Origin of the sequence: Burkholderia sp. AU19243, from assembly GCF_018148075.1 — a bacterium.
Classification (GTDB): domain Bacteria; phylum Pseudomonadota; class Gammaproteobacteria; order Burkholderiales; family Burkholderiaceae; genus Burkholderia; species Burkholderia latens_A.
This window is the reverse complement of the sequence record NZ_JAGSTV010000006.1, coordinates 303880-323265: the sequence shown is the minus strand read 5'-3', so window position 1 is coordinate 323265 and position 19386 is coordinate 303880. Positions and strand designations below refer to the sequence as shown.

12 protein-coding genes are annotated in these 19386 nt (G+C 65.8%); 4 read left to right on the top strand and 8 right to left on the bottom strand.

Going from position 1 to position 19386, the window contains the following annotated elements; all coding sequences use genetic code 11:
- Positions 1–82: 82 nt before the first annotated feature.
- Together KDW55_RS14565 and KDW55_RS14560 are read right to left on the bottom strand one after the other, a co-directional pair.
- Positions 83–5692, bottom strand: a complete 5610-nt coding sequence (locus KDW55_RS14565; RefSeq protein WP_212160340.1) for an autotransporter domain-containing protein — start codon at positions 5690–5692, stop codon at positions 83–85.
- 859 nt (positions 5693–6551) lie between these two features.
- On the bottom strand, positions 6552–7586 hold the full coding sequence (locus tag KDW55_RS14560; protein WP_040140566.1) for a rod shape-determining protein: 1035 nt from the start codon (positions 7584–7586) through the stop codon (positions 6552–6554).
- 271 nt (positions 7587–7857) lie between these two features.
- Between KDW55_RS14560 and KDW55_RS14555 the strand changes: the two genes are divergently transcribed.
- Positions 7858–10278 carry a patatin-like phospholipase family protein gene (locus tag KDW55_RS14555; RefSeq protein ID WP_212160341.1) on the top strand — a complete coding sequence of 807 codons (2421 nt, stop codon included), beginning with the start codon at positions 7858–7860 and terminating at the stop codon, positions 10276–10278.
- Between the two features lie 6 nt (positions 10279–10284).
- Here KDW55_RS14555 and KDW55_RS14550 read toward each other — a convergent pair whose 3' ends face one another.
- Both KDW55_RS14550 and KDW55_RS14545 read right to left on the bottom strand, forming a co-directional pair.
- Positions 10285–11415: an ATP-binding protein gene (locus KDW55_RS14550; protein ID WP_212160342.1), complete on the bottom strand. Its 1131-nt coding sequence runs from the start codon at positions 11413–11415 to the stop codon at positions 10285–10287.
- Between the two features lie 64 nt (positions 11416–11479).
- Positions 11480–12190, bottom strand: coding sequence for a response regulator (locus KDW55_RS14545; protein ID WP_040140571.1), 711 nt, complete (start codon positions 12188–12190; stop codon positions 11480–11482).
- A 222-nt stretch (positions 12191–12412) separates the two neighbouring features.
- Here KDW55_RS14545 and KDW55_RS14540 point away from each other — a divergent pair, with 222 nt between their 5' ends.
- Positions 12413–13327, top strand: a complete 915-nt coding sequence (locus KDW55_RS14540; RefSeq protein ID WP_040140573.1) for a glutaminase — start codon at positions 12413–12415, stop codon at positions 13325–13327.
- Between the two features lie 826 nt (positions 13328–14153).
- Here the strand turns inward: KDW55_RS14540 and KDW55_RS14530 are convergent.
- Positions 14154–14795, bottom strand: a complete 642-nt coding sequence (locus KDW55_RS14530) for an HD domain-containing protein (RefSeq protein ID WP_069243223.1) — start codon at positions 14793–14795, stop codon at positions 14154–14156.
- A 125-nt stretch (positions 14796–14920) separates the two neighbouring features.
- Positions 14921–15916 (bottom strand): helix-turn-helix domain-containing protein, encoded by a 996-nt coding sequence (locus KDW55_RS14525; RefSeq protein WP_212197979.1) that lies wholly within the window; start codon positions 15914–15916, stop codon positions 14921–14923.
- A gap of 362 nt (positions 15917–16278) precedes the next feature.
- Between KDW55_RS14525 and KDW55_RS14520 the strand changes: the two genes are divergently transcribed.
- Positions 16279–16902, top strand: coding sequence for an HD domain-containing protein (locus tag KDW55_RS14520; protein WP_059544410.1), 624 nt, complete (start codon positions 16279–16281; stop codon positions 16900–16902).
- A 151-nt stretch (positions 16903–17053) separates the two neighbouring features.
- A complete protein-coding gene (locus tag KDW55_RS14515; protein ID WP_040140582.1) occupies positions 17054–17662 on the top strand; it encodes a carbonic anhydrase in 609 nt (202 codons plus the stop codon).
- Between the two features lie 210 nt (positions 17663–17872).
- Here the strand turns inward: KDW55_RS14515 and KDW55_RS14510 are convergent, their stop codons facing one another.
- Together KDW55_RS14510 and KDW55_RS14505 are read right to left on the bottom strand one after the other, a co-directional pair.
- Positions 17873–18334 carry a MarR family transcriptional regulator gene (locus KDW55_RS14510; protein WP_069243226.1) on the bottom strand — a complete coding sequence of 154 codons (462 nt, stop codon included), beginning with the start codon at positions 18332–18334 and terminating at the stop codon, positions 17873–17875.
- A gap of 121 nt (positions 18335–18455) precedes the next feature.
- Positions 18456–19337: an NmrA family NAD(P)-binding protein gene (locus KDW55_RS14505; RefSeq protein WP_069243227.1), complete on the bottom strand. Its 882-nt coding sequence runs from the start codon at positions 19335–19337 to the stop codon at positions 18456–18458.
- Between the last annotated feature and the right edge of the window lie 49 nt (positions 19338–19386).

The following is a 19386-nucleotide window of genomic DNA, read 5'->3' as shown; positions in this document are numbered from 1 at the left end:
CGGGAAGCGTGCGCAGCGACGAAACGCTGCCCCGCGACGGCAGGCGTCGCGGGGCAGCGCTTGCGCGCCGGTCATGCGCCGGTCAGAACTTCCACAGGATGTTGCCCAGCACCGCGTTGTCGCGCACGCCGCTGCCGTACTGGCCGCTGAACGTGACGCCGAGCGTCAGGCGTTTCGTGACGTTCGCGTCGATGCCGGCCTCGAGCACCGCGCTGTCGCGAGCAATCGGCACGCCCGACACCTGGAACGACGTGCCGCCGTTTGCGAACGTGAATGCCGACGACGGCCGCACGTTGCCGAACGCATGCCGCCAGCCGACCGTCCCGCGCGCGGTGAACGTGCCGCTCGCGATCGCGCCGAGCTGCGATGCGGCGCGCAGCCCGAGCGTCGAGAAGCCGACGTGCGTGGTCTGGCCGCCGGCTCGCAGCGCGGCCGCGCCGCCGGTTTCCGTATAGCCGTCGGTATGCAGGTTCACATAGGCGAGACCGGCGAATGGTTCGAGCGCGACCGGACCGACCGGCGCCGCGTAGCCGACTTCGCCGAACACCTGCGCCGAATGCGCGTTGTAGCCGGCCGAATCGTGATCGGAGAAGCCGGCGAAGCCCGGATTGCGGTCGCTGTTGATCCGGTACCACGTGTACGACGCGCCGCCGCGCACGCCGAGCGCACCGTACTGCGCGCCGCCGTACAGCGACAGGTAATAGCTGTTGACCGCCGCCGACGCGCTCTGGTCGTTGTCGAGCGAGCTGTGCGTGACACCCGCCGCAAGGCCGCCGCGCCAGTTGTCGTTGAACGCCATGTCGGCGCCGGCGATGAAGCCCGTCATGCTGCGGTTGATCGTCGATGCGTTGTCGTCGCCCGCAAGCCGGCTGCGGCCGCCGAACGCCTGGCCCCACACCACCGGCTGGTAAGGCGTGCCGCCGTAACAGCCTTCTCGCGAACCGAGGCGGCGCTCCGGCGGCAGCGCCCGATCGGTCGCGCCGGCCGTGTTGTCGCCGCACAGCGCGGCGCCGCCCGACGACAGCGCGGCAAGCGGCCCCGATCCGGGCGCGAGGCCCTGGCGCACGCGGTCGGTCACCGCATCGCGCACGTAGCGGCTGTCGAGCAGCAGCATGCTCTTCAGGCTCGCGTGCAGCTCTCCGTCCAGCAGCCCGTAAGCGCGGCGCGCGGTGGCCGCATCGGTCGTCAGCACCGTGTCATACAGCGGATTGCCCGCGCCGAGCGCACCGATCGCGGTTGCGACCGCGCGCTGGTTCGGCGTCGTCGCGACATCGGGCAGCGCCGTCCCGTTCGCAACCAGTTGCAGATACACGTGGTTCGGATCGTAGCTGAGCGTCGGCATCAGGAACGCGTAGTTCGACGTCACCTGGCTGAACGTGCCCTGCACGCCGGCCGATGCGCTGAGGATCGTGTACGTCGTGGTCGGCTGGTAGCTGGCCTGGTTCGCGATCACCTGCACGGCGCCGCCGTTCAGCGTGGCCGTGCCGCCGGCCGCGATACTGCCGCTTTGCTGCGGCGTGACCGCGACCTGCAGCGTCGAACCCGGCTGGAACGTGACGTTGCCGGCCACGTTCAACGCCGCGCCCGGCTGCGACGCGGCGGCGAATGCGCCGCCCTGGACCACGACGCCGCCGACCGTGCCCGTACCCGTCAGCGTCGCGCCGTTCTGCACGGTCACGGCCGACTGGCCAAGCGAGCCGTCGACCGCGAGCGTGCCCGCGGCGACGCTGGTCGGGCCGCTCAGCGTATTGACGCCTGTCACCGTCAGCTGCCCGCTGCCGGCCTGGGTCAGCGAGCCGGTACCCGACAGCAAGTTTGCGAGCGTCACGTTGCTCGACTGGTTGAAGATCAGCGCGCCGTTGTCGACGATGTTGCCGACGACGCTGCCCGACGTGCCGCCGTTGCCGAGCTGCAGCGTGCCGCCCGACGCGATCGTGGTGCCGCCGGTGTACGTGTTGCTGCCGGTCAGCGTCTGTGTGCCGGTGCCGGCGACGGTCAGGCCGCCGGTGCCGCCGATGACGCCGCCAAACATACCGCTGGCGGTTCCGCCCAATGTCAGCGCGTTGGCGCCGAGATTCACGTTGCTGCCGGCCACGCCCGACAGCGCGCCGAGCGTCTGCGCGCCCGACGCGCCGCTCAGGTCGAGCGTCGAGCCGGTGCCGGCGAGATTCACCGTGCCGGTCGACGAGAGACTGCCGCCGGCGCCCAGCGCAAGCGTGCCGGCGTTGATCGTCGTGCCGCCGGAATAGGTGTTCGCGCCCGTCAGCGTCGTAGTCGCCGCGCCGTCCTTCACGAGCGCGCCCGCGCCGGAAATCGCGCCGCCGAGCCCGAGCGCATTGCTGCCGCCGAGCGTGAGCGTCGCGCCCGTGCCGAGATCGATCGCATTGCCGACCGATAACGCCGCATTCGTATCGAGTGTGGCCGCGCCGCCGACGGTCAGCGCGCCGGTGCCCAAAGCCGCCGCGTTGCCCAGCACCACCGCACCGCCGTTCAGCGTCGTGCCGCCCGAGTAGGTGTTCGCACCGTTGAGCGTCTGCGTACCGGCGCCCGCCAGCGTCACGCTGCCGGTGCCGCCGATGACGCCGTCGAACGTGCCGTTGGCGGCTCCGCCCAATGTCAGCGCGTTGGCGCCGAGATTCACGTTGCTGCCGGCCACGCCCGACAGCGCGCCGAACGTCTGCGCGCCCGACGCGCCGCTCAGGTCGAGTGTCGCACCGGCATTCGCGAGATTCATCGCGCCGGTCCCGGCGAGGCTGCCGCCCGCGCCGATCGCCAGCGTGCCCGCGTTGATCGTCGTGCCGCCGGTGTACGTGTTCGCGCCCGTCAGCGTCGTGGTCCCCGTGCCGTTCTTCACCAGCGCACCCGCACCGGAAATCGCGCCGCCGAGCCCGAGCGTATTGCTGCCGCCGAGCGTGAGCGTCGCGCCCGTGCCGACATCGATCGCATTGCCGACCGACAGCGCAGCATTGGTATCGAGTGTGGCCGCGCCGCCGACGGTCACCGCGCCGGTGCCCAAAGCCGCCGCGTTGCCCAGCACCAACGTGCCACTGTTGAGGTTCGTGCCGCCCGAATACGTGCTCGCGCCGTTCAGCGTCTGCGTACCGGTGCCGGCGAGCGTCAGACTGCCGGTGCCGCCAATCGCGCCGCTGAACGTGCCGCTGCCTGCCCCGCCGAGCGTCAGCGCATTGGCGCCAAGGTTCACGTTCGTGCCGCTCGCGCCGTTCAGCGCGCCGATCGACTGCGCCCCCGTCGCGCCGCTCACGTCGAGCGTCGCACCGGCATTCGCGAGATTCATCGTGCCGGTTGCGGCGAGGCTGCCGCCCGCCCCGATCGCCAGCGTGCCCGCGTTGATCGTCGTGCCGCCGGTGTACGTGTTCGCGCCCGTCAGCGTCGTGGTCGCCGCGCCGTCCTTCACCAGCGAGCCCGCGCCCGAGATCGCGCCGCCGAGCCCGAGCCCGTTGCTGCCGCCAAGCGTGAGCGCCGTCCCCGCGCCGACATCGATCGCGTTGCCGATCGCCAGGTTCGTATTCGCGTCGAGCGTCGCCGCGCCCGCGACGGTCAGTGCGCCCGCGCCGAGCGCTGCGGCATTGCCGAGCACGAGGCTGCCCGCGTTCAGCGTCGTGCCGCCCGCGAAATTGTTTGCACCGCTCAACGTCAGGGCCGCCGCGCCGTCCTTCACGAGCCCGCCGCCGCCGGAGACCGTGCCGCCCAGCCCGAGATCCGTACTGCCGCCTATCGTGAGCGTCGTGCCGGTCGCGATGTTGACGGCGTTCGCGAGCGATACGTTCGCGCTGGCGTCGAGCGTGGACGACCCGTTCACATTGACGGCGCCCAGGCCCAGCGACCCGTTGCTGCCGACGACGAGATTGCCGCCGCTAAGGTTCGTCCCGCCCGTATAGATGTTGTTGCCGGTCAGCGACTGCGTGCCGGTGCCCGTCAGCGTCACGCTGCCCGAGCCGCCGATCGTGCCGGCGTAGGTGGCATTGACGGTGCCGCCGAGCGTCAGCGAATTCGCGCCCAGGTTCACGTTCGTGCCGGCCGCGCCGGTCAGCGCGCCGATCGTGCGCGTTCCGGCGGCGCCGCTCAGGTCGAACGTCGCACCCGCGCCGGTCAGGTTGACCGTGCCGCTCGCAGACAGGCTCCCCGCGCCGCTCAGCGCGAGCGTGCCGCTGTTGATCGTCGTGTCGCCCGTGTACGTGTTCACGCCGTTCAGCGTCGTGGTCGCCACGCCGTTCTTCACGAGACCGCCGGCGCCGTTGATCGCGCCGGTCAGCTCGAGATTGTTGCTGCCGCCGATGGTCAGCGTCGTGCCGGTGGCGAGATTGACGGTATTGCCGAGCACCACGTTCGCACTCGTGTCGAGCGACGCCGCCGCATTGACGTTCAGCGCGCCCAGCCCCAGCGCCGTATTGTTGCCGACCACGAGCCCGCCGCCGTTCAGGTTCGTGCCGCCCGTGTAGCTGTTCGCGCCCGACAGCGTCAGCGTGCCGCCGTCGTTCTTCGTCAGCGTGCCGCCGCCGGACACCGTGCCCGACAGCGTGAGCCCGGTTGCGCCCTGCACCGCCAGTCCGCCCGCACCGAGCGTCACATTGCCGGAAACGTCGAGGCCGGCCGTGCCCGCCTGCAGCGCGCCGCCGTTGCCGGTAATGGTGCCCGTGCCGAGCGACGCGTTGTCGTTGATGATCGCGACGCCGCCCGACAGCGTCGCGTCCTGCGCGGTCGATGCACCGTTGATCGTCCAGGTGCCGCTCGCGACGTCGAGATGATTGAAGTTGATGTAGTTGTTGACCGCGATCGTCCCGTTCGCCGAGGCGCCCTGCTGCAGGTTGAGCGTGTTGTCGCCGCCTGCGCCGCCGTCGACGACGCCGGTGGCCGCAACGCCCAGCGTAAGCGGACCGACGGTGATGTTGAACGCGCCGCCGATACCGCCCGCCGCGTTGACCGACGAGCCCGTCACCGCGTTGAACGTGTTGTTGCTGTTCGCGCCCATCGACACGCCGCCGTTGATCGTGCCGGAGTTGGTGAACGTGTTGCCTTGCCCGAACGTACCGTTCGCGCCGAGCGACACGCGGCCTGTGATCGTGCCGCTGTTCGTCATGTTGACCTGGCCGCCACCGTACGCGGCAACCACGGGCGCGTCGGCGCCGACGAGCGCCGCGCCGGACAGCGCAGTCGAGCCGATCGTCCCGGTGTTGGTGATGGTGGAGACGCCGCCCGTACCGTTCTCGACCGACAACGCCATGCCGGTCAAGCCACTGATCGCCACGCCGGTCGTGCCGTTGATCGTGCCGTTGTTGGTGACGGTCGTGGTGCTCGCCGACCCATTGCCGACCACCGCGCCGCTTGAAAGTATGCCGAGCCCCGAGCCCAGCAAGGACGGGTCGATCGTGCCGTTGTTGGTCAGCGTGTTGTTGCTGCCGGGCAGCGACAGCGCCGTGCCGCCGATGCCCAGCAGCACGCCGATGGCCGCGCCCGGATTGACGGTGACGTTCAGGTTGTTGGCGCCGTTCGCGTAGCTGGGCGCCAGCGGATTCGCGACGCCCGAGCAGGTCACCGTGGTGCCTGCCGTGCTGCAGCTCGCGTACGCGGGAACGATGCCCGCGCCGGACAATGCCAGAAAAATGCCGGTCGGCAACAGGAATTTCGGAAACGGCTCTCCGCTCTTCTTCGAATTCGGCTGCGTAATGTTCATGCTTCCCCTCTCCATCGGCATGGCCGCTGAATCGGACCGGCGACAGCAGAAAATCGCGGGCAAAAATATGCCTTCCGGCGGTCGCGGCACGACGTCGGTTTATTTGTGGATGAACTGCGATTAGTCGATTCTCGTTTGCGAACGCAAAACTAGCCGAATGACATGATGGCGGCCCCCTTGTTTTTCTGCAGTGATTTTCTGGTTGGTTTGAAATATCGTGCTGCTTTTTTGTCAGACAAGGCTATATCAAAAGGGCGCCGTTTTCCAGCCGATGTGTGGTTATTTGATCAACGTTAATCGAATGCGCATTTTTTACTCGCGCACGCCTGCCCGACGGACGTGCACACCCGCATTCCGAGCGCCCCCTGCAGAAGCGGACTCAATCCATGGTTACGGTCCGATCGCAAAACACGGCGCCCGATGCCGATCGGGCGGCCGAATTTATTGCGTCGCAATATGGGAAGCGAAAGTAATTGCAGGTCCGGACAATGCAGAACCACTCCGCCGGATCCGATTTTAAAATCGGAATATTTAACAGTTCACCGGATATTTTCGAATCGCGAAAATCCGAAACCGCGTCCACCCTGGCAATACAGGTTGCAACGCAGTTCCGTTGCGAGCCGGCACGTCGCGTGATGAAAACACGCTGACTGGATAGCGCAGCGGGATGTCGCGAGCGGCGCAGCGCATCGACGCGTCCGCCGGCACGGTCGCGCGGCGCGAGCAGTGATCGCGGAACGGGAGGCCGCGTGAGTACGCAGCAAGGATATTCGCCGGTTCGAGACCGGCGCGCTTGAGCGCGCAGCGGGCCCAAGCGAAGACTTTCAACGCATGGAGCCGGGCATGCCCGGCCGGGGCCTCAATCCGCCGGACACATCGCGAGCCGCCCCATCGCCTCGCCGGCGCCGCGCACCGCGCAGGTGGCCGGCTCGTCCGCGACGCGCGCGCTCAGCCCGGTTTCGTCGCGCAGCAGCCGCGGGAGGTCGGCGAGCAGCGCGCCGCCGCCCGTCAGCACCACGCCGCGATGGGCAATGTCGGTCACGAGCTCGGCCGGCGCGTTTTCCAGCACGGACTTCACCGCGCCGATCACCTGCTTGAGCGGTGCGGCCAGCGCGTCCGCCACGTCGTGGTTCGACAGTTCGATCGAGCGCGGCAGCCCATCCTCGACGCCGCGTCCGATCGCGCGCGTCGATGTCCGGGGCACGGCGCGGGTGGCCGAGCCGATCGTCTTCTTCACGCGCTCGGCCGTCTGCTCGCCGAGCAGGACCCCGTACAGATTGCGCACATGGTTGACGATCGCCGCATCGAACTGGTTGCCGCCGACGCGAATCGCCTCCCGGTAGACGATGCCGCCAAGCGCGATCACCGCGACTTCGGTCGTCCCCCCGCCGATATCGATCACCATCGAGCCGACCGGCTCGGTCACAGGCAAGCCGGCGCCGAGCCCGGCGGCCAGCGCCTCCTCGATCAGTTCGACCTCCGATACGCCTGCCGCGAACGCGGCGTCGCGGAGTGCGCGGCGCTCGACCGGCGTCGCATCCGACGGCACGCACAGCGTGACCTCGACGCGGCGGCCGAAGCGCGAGCGCGTCCGCGACATGTCGATGAAGCGGCGAATCATCTGCTCGGCGGCGTGCGCATCGGCAATCACGCCGTGCCGCATCGGCCGCACGGACTCCAGATGCCCCGGTTCGCGCCCGAGCAGTGCCTTCGCGAGTTCGCCGACCGCCTCGAGGATGGGCCGCGCGTCGGACGCGCCGCCCTTGCGAAAGCAGACGACCGACGGCTCGTTCAGCACCACGCCGCGCTCGTGCGTGTAAATCCGCGTACTCGCCGTTCCAGGGTCGATCGCAACGGGTTGCGCAAACAACTTTCCGAACAGCGGTGTCGACATATCAAGCCTTCTTTTGACAAACAAGCCGAAACGGCCGGGCCGCATCCCCCGGGACGCGCCCTCGCCGCCCCATCACGGGCTTAGCGGCAAATCGTTCCGATACTTTAGGCAATTCTGATGATTTTTTCGCGACGAAATTGCCGAAAACCCGTTTTCGCCGCCACGCGCCTACGCGTCGGCCGCTCGCGTTGCGCTTGTAAAACACGGTAATCTCTCGGTCTTGCCTGCTCCCGGCAGGCGTCCGATGCCCGATCACGCCAGGTATTCCACCATGACAGCGCCCGCTTTTCTCTGCTGGCCCGCGGTGCGCCAGCTCGGCGCAACGCTCATTGCGCTCTGGTGCTGCACCGTCGCCGCGCAGCCGTTGCCGGCCACCGACACCGCCACCCGCTCCGCCACGACGGCCGCTGCCGCCACTGATGCCGCGACGACTCGCGGGGCCTCCGCCGCGGCCGCCGTACCGACGTGCATCGCCGACGGGGGCCCTGCGGGGCGACCGTCGGTCGGCCTCGTGCTGTCCGGCGGCGGTGCGCGCGGATACGCGCATCTCGGCGTGCTGAAGGTGCTCGAGGCGAACCGCATTCCGATCGACTGCATCGCCGGCACGAGCATGGGCGCCGTGGTCGGCGGCCTGTATGCGAGCGGGATGGCCGCCGACGAGATGCAGAAACGGCTGTCCGAAGTGAACCTCGCCGACATCGCATTCGACGTGACCGACCGCGCGGACCTGCCGCAAAGCAGCCGCGAGGACGAACGCTCTTACATCGGCGGCCTGACGCTCGGTTTCGGCAAGAAAGGCGTGAAGGCGCCGGTCGGCCTCGTGCAGGGCAACCGGCTGCAGGCGCTGCTCGCGGACTGGACGGCCGCCGTGCCGACCAACCAGCCGTTCGACCAGTTGCCGATTCCGTATCGCGCGGTCGCGACCGACCTGCAGACCGGGCAGATGGTCGTGCTGGACCACGGCTCGCTGCCGCTCGCCATCCGCGCGAGCATGGCGATGCCCGGCCTGTTCGCGCCGGCGGAGATCAACGGCCGCGCGCTCGTCGACGGCGGGCTCGTCAGCAACCTGCCCGTCGATACCGCGCGGCAGATGGGCGCGAAAGTCGTGATCGCCGTCGACATCGGCTCGCAGTTGCGCCCGCTCGACGCGCTCGCGTCGCCCGCCGACGTGATGCAGCAGATGGTCGGCATCCTGATCCGCCAGAACGTGACGGCGCAGCGCAAGCAGCTCGCCGCGCAGGACGTGCTGCTCACGCCCGACCTCGGCTCGCTCGCGTTCACCGACTTCCAGAACGCGAAGCAGGCGATCGCCGCCGGCGCTGCGGCCGCGACCGCAGCGCTGCCGCGCCTGCGGCACCTCGCACTGACGCCCGAACAGTACGCGGCGTACCGGTCCGCGCATGCGCAGCCGCTGCCGCCGCCGATCCGCATCACGCGGATCGAAATCAAGACGACGGGCGGTGTGCCGAAGCGTGTCGTCAGCAATGCGCTGCACGTGAAGCCGGGCGACATCTACGATCCCGCGACCGTCAGTCAGGATCTGCTCGCGCTGACGACCGGCGGCAACTTCGAGAGCGTGACGCAGCAGATCGTGAGCCGCGGCGACGACAAAGTGCTGGAGATCGACGCGCGGGAAAAGTACTGGGGGCCGAATTTCCTGCTGTTCGGCGTCGGGATGTCGAGCAGTTCGACCGACGAAGGCGGCTTCCGCCTGCACGTGGGCTACCGGCGGCCGTGGCTCACCGAGTCGGGGCTGGAGTTCCGCGCGGATACGACGATCGGCAGCGATCTGCAGTCGGCCCGCGTCGAATTGCGCCAGCCGTTCGCGTCCGCATACGGTTTCTACATCGCGCCGTACGCCGAGTACCAGCGCCGCTACGCGAATCTGTACGACAACAGCGGCGACGTGAAGCTGAACCAGTACCTGATGCAGACGGCGCGCGCCGGGCTCGACTTCGGCTTGCCGATCGGACGCCTCGGCGACTTCCGGGTCGGCATCGGCTATGCGACCGGGCACGGCTCGCCGAACTACAACCTGCCGTTCCCGACCGACGACGGCAGCGGCTCGACGCTGCTGTGGCCGAGCTTCTCGTCGCAGGCGCTGACCGCGCGCGCGCGGCTCGTCATCGACCAGCTCGACGATCCGACGTTCCCGCGCCGCGGCTATTACACCGAGTTCCGCGTCGAACGCTCGCTGCTGTCGCACAACAGCCAGTCGGCGCAGCAATTCGACGACGCGATCTCGAATACGCCGTTTACCGACATCTACGGCAAGGCGATGATCGCGCAGCGGTTCGGCCGGCACAGCATTAGCGCGACGATCGAAGGCGGCAAGAGCATCGGCGGCACCAACCTGATCAACGCGTTCAACTTCACGCTCGGCGGCTTCCAGCATCTGGCCGCGTATGCGGCCGACCAGCTGAACGGCAACGAACTCGCGTACGGCAACGTGACGTACATGAACCAGTTGATGACGTTCAACGCGTCGCCGGTCAAGGCGCTGTCCATCGGCGCCAGCGCGGAACTCGGCAACGTGTGGTCGAGCGGCGAGAAGGTCGGCGGCGGCACGCTCAAGCAGAGCTATACGTTCTTCACGAGCCTGTCGACCGCATTCGGGCCGGTGTACATGGGTGTCGCGCTCGCACCGGGCGGGCGGCGCAACATCTACCTGCAGCTCGGCCGTACGTACTGACGGCGTTCAGATCGGCCAGCTGATCTCGAAGCGCGCGCCGCCGAGCTCGACCGGATCGACGACCGCGATCCGGCCGTTGTGCGCGTGCAGCACCTGCCGCGTGATCGCGAGGCCGAGCCCGTAGCCGCCGGTGCGGCGATCGAGCCGCACGAACGCATCGAAGATCCGTTCGCGTTCGCTCTCCGGCACGCCGGGGCCGTCGTCCTCGACGGAGATCGCGATGTTGCCGTGCTGGACCGCGATCCCGACGACGATCCGCGACGCCGCGTATTTGCTCGCGTTGCGCAACAGGTTGCGCATTGCGTACGACATCAGCCGCCGATCCATCTTCACGCGCAAGTCCGACTCGATCGCGATGCGCGACTCGATCGCGCGTTCCGGATACAGCAGTTGGGCGTCGCTGATCTGGTGCTCGAACCACGCGACGGGCGCGGTCAGCTCCAGGTTCGACTGCAGCGAGCTGTATTCGAGCCGCGCATACGTGAGGCTCATGTCGATCAGCTCCTCGAGCTCGGTCACGTCCTGCGCGATGCTTTCGAGCGCGCCGTGATATTCGGCCGAGGAACCCGGCTCGCGCAACATCTCGAGAGCGAAGCGCACGCGCGCGAGCGGCGTACGCAACTCGTGCGAGATTCCGTTCGTCAGGTCGCGCTGCGCGGCGATCAGCCGCTCCATGCGCATCGCGAGCGCATTGAGCGTGCGCGCGAGCGGCCCGATGATCACGCTGTGCGACTCGCGCGCGCGCGTGTTGAAACGCCCGCCGGTGAAGTCGATCGCGCGCTCGCGCACCATTACGAGATCGGACCAGACCGGCCGCATCCACCGGTATGCCGCGAGCGCCGGTGCGGTGAACACGAACGCGAGCACAATCCAGATGTCGCCCGGCAGCGCATCGAATGCATGCCACACGACTTCCGGCGACAACACGACGCACAGCGCGAGCGCCGGCACGAGCGCGGTCAGCAGCACGAGGCCGAGCAGATGCAGATAGGTGCGCACGTACAGGCGCGACCAGCTTGGAATGCGGTCGGCGCGCGTGTCGGTCCACGCGCGGCGGAAATGCAGCCAGCGCCATCTGACGTAGCGCAGCGTCGACAGCGGCGGTGCATCGGGGTGCGAACGGGTGTGTCGGATCATCGCGGCTTCCGGCTATCGTGCAATGCGGGGCGGCCGCGGGCGGCGTCGCAGCGCCGGTGCGGCGTCATTCCCACGCATGCTTGCTGAATTGGTAACCCTTGCTCCGGATCGTCTTGATCCGCTGCGGGTTGCCCGCATCGTCGTGCAGCTTGCGGCGCAGCTTCGAGATGCGGCCGTCGATCGTCCGGTCGAGGCCGTCGAATTCGACGCCGCGCAACTGCAGCATCAGGTCGTCGCGGCTGACGACTTCACCGGCATGGCAAACGAGCACCCACAGCAGGTCGAACTCGGCCGAAGTCAGGTCGGGCGAGTCGCCGCCGGGCAGCACGACCGAGCGGTCGGTGCGGTCGATCGAGAACTGCCCGAACGTGTAGCGCTCCGGCTGCGGTGCGGCGCCTTCGGCCGAGCGTGCGGGCGCGCGGCGCAGTTGCGCCTTGATCCGCGCGAGCAGGATGCGCGGCTCGACCGGCTTGTGCACGTAGTCGTCCGCGCCGAATTCGAGGCCGAGCAGTTCGTCGAACGGCTCGTCGCGCGCCGTCACCATGATGATTACGCCGTCGTACTGCTTGCGCGCCTCGCGGCAGATCTCGAAGCCGTCCTTGCCCGGCAGGTTCACGTCGAGAATGACGAGATCCGGACGGGTGGACAGGATCGCCGGCACGGCGGCGTCGCCGTGCAGCACGGTGTCGACTTCATAGTCGTTCTTGCGCAGATAGCCGGCAATCAGCGTGGAAAGGCGGGTGTCGTCTTCGACGAGCAAGATGCGAAAAGACATGGGCAACGGTCGAAACATACGGGGAGACCGCGGCGGCGGCCGGCCCGCGCCGGCTGCCGGCCATCGGCCGAAACGTACCGCATGATACTGCGCCCGTCGCTCGCCTGTTTGCCTATCTCGAAAATAAGGGCGCGATTCGGGTTGCGCTTGACGAACCGGCGGCAAAACGGTTCCATACGGGCTCCCTGGAATCCGGGCGGCGCGCCCGCCCTGCATGACGTGATGAACTATCAGCCGATCCTCGAGCGGATCCACACCGAACTTGCCCCCTGGATTGGCCAGGGGCGCGTCGCCGACTACATCCCCGAACTCGCGAAAGTGCCCGCCGACAAGTTCGGCATGGCCGTCGTGACGCTCGACGGAAACGTTTACACCGTCGGCGACGCGCGCGAGCGGTTCTCGATCCAGAGCATCTCGAAGCTGTTCGCGTGCACCCTCGCGTTCCAGCTGCTCGGCGATGCGCTGTGGGAGCGGGTCGGCCGCGAGCCGTCCGGCACCGCGTTCAACTCGCTCGTTCAGCTCGAAAGCGAGCGCGGCAAGCCGCGCAACCCGTTCATCAACGCCGGCGCGCTCGTCGTCACCGACGTGCTGTGCCGCCGCTTCGTGAAGGCCGAGACCGCGCTCGTCGAGTTCGTGCGGCGGCTGATCGGCTCGAACGACGTCGACTACGATTCGCGCGTCGCGCTGTCGGAGCTTCAGCACGCGGAGCGTAACCGCGCGATGGCGCATTTCATGGCGAGCTTCGGCAACATGCAGATGCCGCCCGACACGGTGGTTGACGCGTATTGCCGCCAGTGCGCGATCGAGATGAATTGCGTCGAGCTCGCGCAGGCCGCACTGTTCCTTGCGAACGGCGGCGTCGCGCCCGTCACCGGCGAGCGGATCGTCGACGGGAGTTCGGCGAAGCGGCTGTCGGCGCTGATGCTGACCTGCGGCACCTACGATGCGGCCGGGGACTTCGTCTATCGCGTCGGGCTGCCGGCCAAGAGCGGCGTCGGCGGCGGGATCGTCGCGGTGCTGCCGGGCGAGATGGCCGTGTGCGTGTGGGCGCCGGGGCTCGACGCCAACGGGAATTCGCTGGCGGGGACGTTGGCGCTGGAGTGGTTGACGACGTATTCCGGCCGGTCGATTTTTTGACGCGTCAAAGTCGGCCGCGCCTCGTCCGGCGCGACGGCGGCAGATTTATACGGGCGCGCACCGGTACGCTCGACGGGGGAATTCGGCGATCGGCAGCAATCGGCCCACAACGGTCCTTCGGTTCCGGGTGAACCCAAAGGCGACTTTCAAGCGACAAGGGCCGCTCCCGGCGGTGTTTGCCGGTGGGTCGGCTTCGCCGCCTTCAGACAGCTATTCTTCAGGCGGCCCGAAATCGTCAAGTTTCTGAACCTTTGTCCATGAGGCGTGCATAGCACCTCAGGGGAAACGGTCGCTTTTTGGCCGCGCTAGCACGCGTTGGTCACACTCTACGCACTGCTGTTCGGTGGAGAGGATCGTATGACCGGAGCGGGTCGAGCTGCGTCAGTTCTCCTTTCAAACTCATCGCTTGAAAGCGGTCACTTGAATTCCGCAGCCCGGAAGCGGCCACTTGGCAGTGCGTACTCTCGACCCGAAGCTGCCTTCCCGGTCCCTCGGTCGAACATCGGTTCACCGGTCAACGTTGGACCTTCATTTCTTCTCCAGGTGCGTCGCGCACACGATTCGCATCGGTCTTGAGCGCGCCGGCGTCTGCGGCGAACCCTTTGCCTTCAACGAATCCTTTGCTCATGCAGCGGCGTAAAACGGATTCGAAGACGTGCCGCAAAGCCTCTCTGTCCCGGAGGCATCCCTGGGGGTTTGTGGGGACCGTCAAACCAGTCGGCACTGAGTCTGCACGTCCGAGTCGACAGAACCAGCGATATTCGAAGTCGAGATGAACCTGTTCGCAAAGACGACGCTCCGAACGGGTAACCATGGCTGCGTGACGTCAGCTTTCGAACGGCGCTCCAAGGAGCAGATCGCAAACGTCCGGAATCTCGATTGCCGGCGCAAGGCGACGTCCAATGTCGGCGAGGCCCGTTCCGATGGCGGTATGCGGTTTCTGTCTCGCGACCTCGGCGAGCGCCTGGGTGAATGCCTTTTTGAAGCCAAGCCGCGGATAAAGCGCGAGCGTGTCGTCGATCAGTTGCGGAGAGATCTCGTTCATTCTGAGCCCCATCACATCTACGTGAGCACCAAAATGAACGAGCGCGACTTCCGGCTCCCTGCGATCGGCGATATCAGCAGCCGAGTGCAGCGCAATCGCGTCCCATACAAGATCCACTTTCGTCTTCGGATAGCCGTGCGCCTGCAGAAACCTGCTTGCAGCGTCCGCGCCATCGACCTCGAAGCGTTTATCCGCGCCGTGGTCCTTCGACAACCCCAGATCGTGAAGGAGCGACGCGACATAAACCAGTTCGCGGTCGTATTTCATTTGCCGCCTTTTGCCGATGAACTCCGCGAACCACCATGTCCGGTGCACGTGATTCAAAAGCGGCTTCGCATGGGCTCGTTCGGCGAGCGCGGCTGCTTTGCGCGCAAGCTCCGAATCTGGCGCAGTCACGCCTGCGACGGTGATAGGCGGGTTCATAGACGCTCCTTTATTGCTCTATCCGGAAAAAATAGTGCAACGCGTCATTGTCGACAACGACAATCACCCCTCGTTTCGGGACGTTTCTTTATCGTCGGTCGCGAACGCTTCCGGCGCGATATGCATCATGCCTTCCGGCCAAAGCGGCGGCGATAGTCGTGCGGAGATATGCCATACACCTTCGAGAAGGCCCGGCGCATGCGTTCGTCATCGCCGAAACCCGTTCGCTGTGCGATGACCTGAATAGGCTCTTGCCCGGATTCAAGCAGACGTCTGGCTGCCTCTATGCGCAGCCGCTCGACGGCTTTCCCGGGGCTTTCCCCCGTTTCGCGAAGATAGACCCGCGCGAAGTTGCGTGGGCTCATCCGTGCCGCGTCGGCCAATGCGGCAATCGACAGGTCCGCGTGGAGATGGGCGCGCATCCAGTCATGCAGATCGTCGAACCGGCCGCGCGCGTCGCGCATCTGCTGACGCAGTTCGATGCTGAACTGGGATTGGCCACCGGGTCGCTTGAGAAAGAGAACCATGCCGCGGGCCACGTTGAGCGCTGTCAGATGGTCCAGATTGTCCTCGATCATGGCGAGCGCCATGTCGATTCCGGCGGAGACGCCGGCCGATGTCCAGATATGGTCGGACGTCACAAAAATCGCGTCGCCCTTGACGTTGACCGACGGATGCTGCTGCTCGAGCCGGCTGCAGGCAGCCCAGTGCGTGGTTGCATCGCGGTGATCGAGCACGCCGAGCTGCGCCAGGATGAATGCGCCGGTGCAAATCGAGCCAAGCCGACGCGGCCGGTCGAGATAGTTCACGAGCCTCGCGCGCAGCGATGCAGTCGCAGCCGCTGGCATAAACAAGTCGGCGCCAGCGACCAACAACGTGTCCACGGAGTCCATCGCTGCGTCGTCGAGGCGCACTGTTTCCAGCTTCACGCGCGTGTCCGTGGGCACCGGGCCACCCGCCTCGGAAGTCAGAACGATCTCATACGCGGGACGACCGTCTTCAAGACAGGCGTCGCTAAAGGCCTGCAGCGGGCCTGATATGTCCAGGAGCTTGGCGCCCTCGTAGGCGACGATGACAATCTTGCGCGGCGCGGGCCCATCCGGACTGTCGGTTCTAGACATAGGCTGACGTATCGAAGTGCGGGCATTTGCGGGATGCCAAGCTCAGTCACGTCCGCCGGCACGCGCGTAACAGGACTGGCCCATGGCGACCAACCGTGGACGACAAGACAAGCTACAGGTATTGGGCACAGGCACGCAATGACAACCATACCTCTTTTTCTGCCAACACCGGGCTGCAGCACGCAGCGAGCGGGGACAGCGCGCGTCCTGCTTCGACGTCGCGGTGCACGAAAAGCGGCGCGCTGCTCAGCGCAAGGACGAGCGTGCCGGCAGAAAGCGAGGCGTGAATGTCAGTCGACAAATTGTCAGTTTTCCTATACTGATTCAGCCGTTCTCAATGGCAATATCGACAGGACATTATCGTGATATCGGATATCAAGGTACCGGACAGCAGCCTTGCTCGTGCGGTCGAAGCACTTGCACGCTCGGTTTCGAACGAGACGCTCTTCAACCACGTGATGCGGTGCTACTGGTTCGGGGAACTGTTCGCGCAACAGGAGGGAGCGAAGGTCGACAGCGAGTTGATGTTCATGTCAGCCGTGCTGCACGACCTTGGCCTTACCGACCACGCGGCGGGCCCGCATCGGTTCGAGATCGAAGGGGCAACGGCGGCGCGCACGTTCCTCGTCGAGCGGGGGCTATCGGAGGATCGGGCGCAGAAGGTTTGGGACAACATCGCGCTTCATACATGGGACATGAACCAGTTCAGGGGCGATACCAGCCGCCTGATGCAGCTGGGGCTCGCCTACGATGTCTCCGGCGTGGCTGGCGCGCACCTCGACCCAGCGGACGTTGCCGAAGTGCTGCGACGATACCCGCGGCGAAACTTCAAGCGCGCTTTCAACGAAATGCTCAACCACGAGGTCGATTGCAAACAGCCGTACCCGCACTGGTTCCACATCTGTTCGCGTGTTGCGCACAACCGGTCGCCGCTCACCATCGTAGACGCGCCGGTCGTGCTGGATTGGGCGCCGTTCGACGAATGAGCAACGGCTTCGTGCGACAGGCCACTGGCAGAAACCGAGGGCTCAATGTCATTTGTGACGCAGATCGGCAAACCTATACTCAACGTCACACGCAGCGCCACGTCGCTGCCTTTCCGGCTAGCCGGCGAACGTACAGAGCGGGGCAACGCAAATGAGCCAATACAGTCAATTCGAATTCAGGACACAACCATGGTTTGACCCGACATGGTTCGACCGGTCGAACTTTCAGGGATTCAGCCGTTTCATCCCGATGAAGACCATCGTGATCCACTGCTTTGACCCGAGAGCATCTGAAATCCCGCAGGCGGTCGCCGACTACTTCGGCGACGAAGTCTATCCAGGCGAAAACATTCTGGACGAGGCCGGCAACCGGATCGGCAACACGCGTACGTTGTTTGCCGTGTCGAACGCAGGAGGACGTGCCCTGTCGGCTCTGCAGTCGGTCGCGACGATGGACTATCTCTTCAAGGTGCAAAACGTCGCAGTGGTGCACCACTCGTTTTGCGGCGCAACGGCCTTCACGCCCGACGCGCTCGTTGAAGAGTTCCACGATCATCACCACGCCGACATTTCAACGATGTTCGACCACGACAGTCTCGCCATTTCGGATTTTGAGGAATCAATCAGGCACGATGTCCAACTGCTTCGTGCCAGCGCGGCCGTGCCGAAGAACATCAAACTCTACGGTTTCTTCTACGAGATCAATTCCGGCAAGCTGACCGAAGTGGTGCGGGATATCCCGGCCGAGGTCGCTCCGTAGACGCGCCATGCGGAAGGAATGTTGGCCGCGCCTCCCCTTCCGGCTCTCATCGCCATGTGAGCATTTTCCAATCCTTCGAAGAGTCTGAACCTCGAGATGGTGTGGCGACTCCCCGGTTGTGGATACTCCGACGGCGCGATCTCGCAACCGGCTATGTATTTGCACCGCCGTCAGGTCGGGCGCGTTCGTTTCATGCAACAATCCCGACGCCTAGTCTTCCGACGAACGCATCGACACGTCGCCGACGACCACGCCTTTCAACCTTTCTCGCAACGCTGTAACGTTGTCTACGCCGTTCAGTTGCTCAAACTCCCGTTGCGCTTCCTGCCAGAGAGGGGACGCTCTTTCGTGCAGGCGCTGCCCCGCCTCGGTCAGTTCGACGAGGCGACTTCGGCCGTCCGTGGGCGAGGGCTTGATCGTGACGAAGCCGTCGCGTTCGAGGAAGCCAACCATTTTTCCCATCGCCGTTCGTTCGATATCGAGTCGTTCCGCAAGGGCATTGACCGGTGTACTCCCCACTTCATGCAGGGCGGCCAGGGTGAGGAATTGCGTGATGCGCAGACCCACGGGCTCGAGATGGCTATCGTAGAGTCGGGAGATCTGCCTGCTCGCCTTCCTCACGGCGAAGCAGTTACATTGATCGATTCCGAGTGGCTGGTGAACGGACAACATGTGTTGCACTCCTGATTTCGGTTAATTGCGCCAACGTTACCCGCGCGTCGCGAGGTACGGCGGGTTCCTTCGATTCGGTGCATGACGTTTTCGGAACGCGCGATTTTTCTCAAGGATGTGTTCACACAAATGCGGCCCGGTGCTTGGCGACAAACTGCTGGACCGACAGCGGCGGCTTTCCGGTGATCTTCTCGACGACGTCGTTGTTGCCCGAGAAGATGCCATCGCGGTAGTTCTGTGCGACTTCGACCAGATGCTGCGTGAGGAACGGCGGAAACTTGTAAAGGGTTTCCATCTTGATCCGGAATTCCTCGATGGAAGTGGGCGCGTATTCGATCCGGACGCCCAGAACCTCGCTCATCGCGGCTGCGATCTCGACGTGGTTCATCTCGACGGGGCCGTGGAGCGTGTAGGTCTTGCCCTCGTGGCCTTCCGGATTGGCGAGGATGTGGGCGATTACGCGCCCCTGATCGTCGCTGGCGATGGGCGCGTGACGGCCGTTGCCAAACGGAAATTCGATCTTCTTCGTGGCCCATATCTCCCGCGCAAAATGCGGATACACGAGCCAATCAGCAAAGAAGGTGGGGCGCAAATGTGTGGTCGCCACACCCGACCAGTCGAAGACCTGCTCGGAGACCCAGTGATCCTGTGCCGCGTGGCTCATTGACTCCCGGCGCGCGGAAATCTGCGACATGTTGACGATCGCCGCGACGCCCGCTTCCTTTGCTGCCTGCGCGAAATAGGCCGCGGCTCCGATGATTCCCGGCGCGATCGGATGAAGGAAATACGCCGATCGGATGCCTTCCATCGCGGCCCGAATGTCGTCGAGGTCGGTGAAGTCTCCGACTGCGACGTCGACGCCACGCTGCCTCAGGGCTGCCGCTCGATCATCATCGGTGCGCACATAGGCGCGCACGCGCTTGTGCATCTTGAGCAGTTCGTCAATGGCGAAACCGCCGGTGCGTCCGGTTGCACCGCTTACAAGAATCTCAGGCTCGTTCATCACTTCGCTCCGTTCGAAAGTGAGAGCATATGCTCTCTTAAGACAAAGA

Coding starts and splice junctions, on each gene's coding strand:
- KDW55_RS14560 (WP_040140566.1), bottom strand. CDS start 7,586: ATGTCGACACCGCTGTTCGGAAAGTTGTTTGCGCAACCCGTTGCGATC.
- KDW55_RS14550 (WP_212160342.1), bottom strand. CDS start 11,415: ATGATCCGACACACCCGTTCGCACCCCGATGCACCGCCGCTGTCGACG.
- KDW55_RS14565 (WP_212160340.1), bottom strand. CDS start 5,692: ATGAACATTACGCAGCCGAATTCGAAGAAGAGCGGAGAGCCGTTTCCG.
- KDW55_RS14540 (WP_040140573.1), top strand. CDS start 12,413: ATGAACTATCAGCCGATCCTCGAGCGGATCCACACCGAACTTGCCCCC.
- KDW55_RS14555 (WP_212160341.1), top strand. CDS start 7,858: ATGACAGCGCCCGCTTTTCTCTGCTGGCCCGCGGTGCGCCAGCTCGGC.
- KDW55_RS14505 (WP_069243227.1), bottom strand. CDS start 19,337: ATGAACGAGCCTGAGATTCTTGTAAGCGGTGCAACCGGACGCACCGGC.
- KDW55_RS14525 (WP_212197979.1), bottom strand. CDS start 15,916: ATGTCTAGAACCGACAGTCCGGATGGGCCCGCGCCGCGCAAGATTGTC.
- KDW55_RS14530 (WP_069243223.1), bottom strand. CDS start 14,795: ATGAACCCGCCTATCACCGTCGCAGGCGTGACTGCGCCAGATTCGGAG.
- KDW55_RS14510 (WP_069243226.1), bottom strand. CDS start 18,334: ATGTTGTCCGTTCACCAGCCACTCGGAATCGATCAATGTAACTGCTTC.
- KDW55_RS14515 (WP_040140582.1), top strand. CDS start 17,054: ATGAGCCAATACAGTCAATTCGAATTCAGGACACAACCATGGTTTGAC.
- KDW55_RS14545 (WP_040140571.1), bottom strand. CDS start 12,190: ATGTCTTTTCGCATCTTGCTCGTCGAAGACGACACCCGCCTTTCCACG.